The organism is Streptomyces sp. NRRL B-24572, from assembly GCF_002156145.1.
In the GTDB taxonomy this organism is placed as follows: domain Bacteria; phylum Actinomycetota; class Actinomycetes; order Streptomycetales; family Streptomycetaceae; genus Streptomyces; species Streptomyces vietnamensis.
On the sequence record NZ_MWIG01000956.1, the window covers coordinates 1 to 4,009 of the forward strand.

General features: G+C 75.1%; 5 protein-coding genes. 3 read left to right on the forward strand and 2 right to left on the reverse strand.

Annotated features, from left to right (window positions below; all coding sequences use genetic code 11):
- Positions 1 to 460, forward strand: a 460-nt coding sequence (locus CCN56_RS38755; protein ID WP_256962404.1) for an MBL fold metallo-hydrolase, incomplete at its 5' end; no start/stop codon positions are given.
- Here CCN56_RS38755 and CCN56_RS38760 read toward each other — a convergent pair.
- Both CCN56_RS38760 and CCN56_RS38765 read right to left on the reverse strand, forming a co-directional pair.
- Positions 440 to 1,081, reverse strand: a complete 642-nt coding sequence (locus tag CCN56_RS38760; RefSeq protein ID WP_086832322.1) for a DedA family protein — start codon at positions 1,079 to 1,081, stop codon at positions 440 to 442. The genes CCN56_RS38755 and CCN56_RS38760 overlap by 21 nt on opposite strands.
- 88 nt (positions 1,082 to 1,169) lie before the next feature.
- The gene (locus CCN56_RS38765) at positions 1,170 to 1,943 is read right to left on the reverse strand and encodes an MBL fold metallo-hydrolase (RefSeq protein ID WP_086832320.1); all 774 of its coding nucleotides are present in this window, start codon (positions 1,941 to 1,943) and stop codon (positions 1,170 to 1,172) included.
- A 114-nt stretch (positions 1,944 to 2,057) separates the two neighbouring features.
- Here CCN56_RS38765 and CCN56_RS38770 point away from each other — a divergent pair, with 114 nt between their 5' ends.
- A complete protein-coding gene (locus CCN56_RS38770) occupies positions 2,058 to 2,462 on the forward strand; it encodes a hypothetical protein (RefSeq protein WP_086832321.1) in 405 nt (134 codons plus the stop codon).
- Positions 2,463 to 2,643: 181 nt separating this feature from the next.
- A partial coding sequence (locus CCN56_RS38775; protein WP_373412956.1) for an alkaline phosphatase family protein occupies positions 2,644 to 4,009 on the forward strand: 1,366 nt, incomplete at its 3' end.

The following is a 4,009-nucleotide window of genomic DNA, read 5'->3' on the forward strand; positions in this document are numbered from 1 at the left end:
GGCCGCCGAACTCGACGGCGTCCGCTTCGACTTCGTCCCCGCGCACCACTGGTCCAAGCGGACCCTCCTGGACACCTGCCGCTCCCTGTGGGGCGGCTGGGTGCTCACCGACCGGGCCGGGCGCCGGATCCACTTCGCCGGGGACACCGGGTACGGCCACTGGTTCGCCGAGATCGGCCGCCGCTACCCCGGCATCGACCTGGCGCTGCTCCCGATCGGCGCGTACGACCCGCGCTGGTGGCTCAGCGACGTCCACACCGACCCGGAGGAGGCGGTCCGCGCCCACCAGGACCTCGGCGCGCGGCGGATGGCGCCCATGCACTGGGCCACCTTCGTGCTCTCCTCGGAGCCGGTCCTCGAACCCCTCACCCGGGTCAGGGCCGCCTGGGAGAAGGCCGGTCTGCCCCGCGAGGACCTGTGGGACCTGCCGATCGGCGGCTCACGGGTGCTCGCGCCCTGACGGGGCCTCCCGGGGGGTCCCCCGAAGCCGCCGCCACAGCGCCGGGACCGCGCTGATCAGCACCGTCAGACCCACCGCCGCGACGACTCCCTGCCAGGGCTCGGGGAAGAGCGAACCGCCCAGGATCCCGATCAGCTGGTACGTCGCCGCCCACGCCAGGCAGGCCGCCACGTCCGCCCGGACGAAGCGGCGCAGCGGCATCTGGGCGAGCAGGCACGCCAGCATCACCGGGATCCGCCCCGCCGGCACGAGCCGGGACAGCACGAGCACCGACACCTGGTGCGTGTCGAGCCGCTCCTGCGCGTGCGCGAGCCGGTCCGCCGTCACCCGGGACCGCAGCGCGGCCAGCCACCGCGAGCCGTTGCGGGAACGGACCCCGCGCTGCCCGAGCCAGTACAGCGCCGTGTCGCCGAGGCAGGCGGCGAACGCCGCCACCAGGAAGACGAAGAGCAGCGAGAACGGCGAGGACTGGTGGAAGGCGACCACCGCCGCCGAACTGACGATCGCACCCGTCGGCACGACCGGCACGAGCGCGCCGAGCGCCACGAGCAGGAACAGCGAGGGATAGCCGACCGCCTGCTGCGTCGACTCCGGCGGCAGCTCGCGCACCGCCGTGACCATGCCGGTGAGCCCACCGATCACCGCGCGGCCTCCGGACGTACGGGTCCGCCGGACAAGGCGCGACCTCCGGCCTCCACGCGCCCTCCCGTCACCGCGCGACCTCCGGCCGCACCCGGTCGCCGTGGCCGAGGAGGTGGACCGCCACCTTCGGCGCGAGCCGGGCCGCGTGGCGGACGAACTCGTCGCCCGGCGCGTGGAACTCGTGCGGCCGGACCCCGTCGAGCCCGATCGGCCAGTACGTGCCGTAGTGCACCGGCACCGCCGCCGCCGGCGACAGCGCGGCGAGCGCCCGGGCCGCCCGCCCCGCGTCGAGGTGGCCGTGCCCGAGGTACGGGCCCCAGCCGCCGACCGGCAGCAGGGCCACGTCCACCGGCCCCACCGCGTCCGCCATGCCGTCGAACAGACCGGTGTCCCCGGCGAAGTACGTGCGCGCCTCGCCCTCGACGACGTACCCGAGCGCGGGGGAGCGGTGCGGCCCCACCGGCAGCCGCCGCCCGTCGTGGAGCGCCGGGACGGCCCGTACCGTCACGCCCTCCACCGTCACCGTGTCGCCCGGCTCCACCTCGGTCAGCCGCAGCCCGGCCCTGTCGAGCCTGCGGAGCCCGGGTACGGCGGCGGGCGCGCCGCGCGGCACGAGGATCCGCGTCCCCGGCGGGAGCAGGCCGAGCGAGGGGAGGTGGAGGTGGTCGGCGTGCAGGTGCGAGACGAGGACGGCCTCGGCGCGGGCCGCCTCGGGCGGCGGCAGGGCGCCGCGCCGCCGACGCAGATGGGCGAGCCGCCGCGCGAACAGCGGATCGGTGAGGAAACGGACCCCGGAGTCCTCGACCGTGCAGGTCGCGTGCCCCCACCAGGTGACCTCCACGGCATGCCGCCCTTCTGCTCTCGGTCGTCCGTGCTCGTTCCGTAACGAGAGTAAATGTCCGGAGCATGCTCCGGAGGATGTTCGGGCGTCACCTTCCGGCAGTAGGGTCGGCCCATGGACGACGTTCGGGTGGCGGCGATCGCCAGCCTCACCCCGCTCGAAGAGCTGGACAGCGACCCCTTCCTTGTCGACACGCGCGGCCAGCACGCCGTGTGTGCCCGCTGGGCCGACGACAAGGGGTACGTGCTGGCCCGTCAGCTGTTCTGCTACGGAATCCGCCCCGACCACGCGGAGCTCTGGGCCGACGTGGAGGCCGGGACGGTGGACCTCTTCGTGGCCCCCAACGAACGGGTCCTCGCCCGCGCGTTGACCTCCGTGTCCGGCTTCCGCGCCGAGTGCGAGCGGCGCGGCGTGCGGGTGGAGACCGTCGGACTTGACGAACCCCCGTACGACACGGCCGCCAAGGCGGGGGTGCACCGGCGGCTCTCGATGCCCACCGCCGGATACGACGGCTCCTGAACCCCTGGCTCCTGACACGGATCCCGCCCGATCGGGCCCGTTGTGCCACGCTTGAGGCAGGAAACGGGCGAAAGGTGAAGCGGGCGTGGGTGACGGGCGATGGGGTGGCGCCGACCGCTGGCGGTCCGCGGGCGGGACGGTGACGCGGGTGATCGTCGTCTGGGCGGTGTCCACGCTCACGATGCTCCTCCTCGCCGGCCTCCTTCCCGACTTCCGGCTCCAGTCCGCCGACGGCGACAGCTTCACCAGGACCGCCCTCACCGCCGCCACGGCCGCGGGCGCCTTCGGTCTGCTCGTCGCGCTCGTCTGGCCGCTGATCGTGCGGGCCCTGCTGCTCGTCCCGGCCCTCCTCCTCGGCCTGCTCGTCTTCTTCCTCAACGGCTCCCTGCTGCTCGTCGCGCTCTGGCTGATCCCCGACGGGCGCGGCGCCGCGGCCCCCGAGACGGCCGTCGTGGTCGCCGCCGTCATGTCCGCCGTCGCCTCCGCCACTTCCACGGCCCTCGCCGTCCGCGACGACGACGCCTACCGACGCCGGCTCTACCGGCTCACCGGCCGCACCCGCCCCCGCGACCCCGGCGACACGGCGGAGGCCGTGCCGGGCACGGTCTTCCTCCAGCTCGACGGCGTCGGCCACCACGTGCTGCGCGGCGCCGTCGCCGACGGGCTCATGCCGACCGTCGCGGGCTGGCTGGACGCCGGCCACCGGCTCACCCCCTGGCGCACCGACTGGTCCAGCCAGACCGGCGCCAGCCAGCTCGGCATCCTGCACGGCTCCAACCACGACGTGCCCGCCTTCCGCTGGTACGAGAAGGACACCGGCCGGCTCATGGTGTCGAACCGCCCGGCGAGCGCCGTCGAGCTCCAGCGCCGGGCCGTGCGCCGCACCGGGGACGGCGGTCTCCTCACCGTCGACGGGGCCTCCCGGGGCAACCTCTTCAGCGGCGGCGCCGACCAGCTCGCCCTCGTCCTGTCGATGGCCGCCCGGCGCGGCCGCCGCAACCGCTCCCGGGCCGGCTACTTCGCGTACTTCTCCGACCCGGCCAACGCCGTCCGCACCGCCGTATCGCTCGTCGCCGAGTGCGTCCGGGAGATGTACCAGTCGACGCGGGCGCGGCTGCGCCGGGAGACCCCGAGGGTCTCGCGCGGCGGCACGTACCCCTTCGTCCGGGCCTTCGCGACGGTCGTCGAGCGGGACGTCGTGGTCTCCGCGGTGATGGGGGACATGCTGGCCGGGCGGACCGCGGTCTACGCCGACCTCGTCGCGTACGACGAGGTGGCGCACCACTCGGGGCCGCACGGCCGGGACACGGACCAGGTCCTGAAGCGTCTCGACCGGGCGATCGCGCTCATCGCGACCGTCGCCGAGCACGCCCCGCGCCCGTACCGGATCGTGCTCCTCTCCGACCACGGACAGAGCCCCGGCGAGACCTTCGAGTCGGCGTACGGTCTGACGCTCAAGGAGCTCGTACGGGCCGGGTGCGGGCTGCCGGTGCCGCGCCGGGTGCGGCGTACCCGTCGGGGGCGCCCCCGGACGGAGTCCGGGGGAG

Coding starts and splice junctions, on each gene's coding strand:
- CCN56_RS38760 (WP_086832322.1), bottom strand. CDS start 1,081: ATGGTCACGGCGGTGCGCGAGCTGCCGCCGGAGTCGACGCAGCAGGCG.
- CCN56_RS38770 (WP_086832321.1), top strand. CDS start 2,058: ATGGACGACGTTCGGGTGGCGGCGATCGCCAGCCTCACCCCGCTCGAA.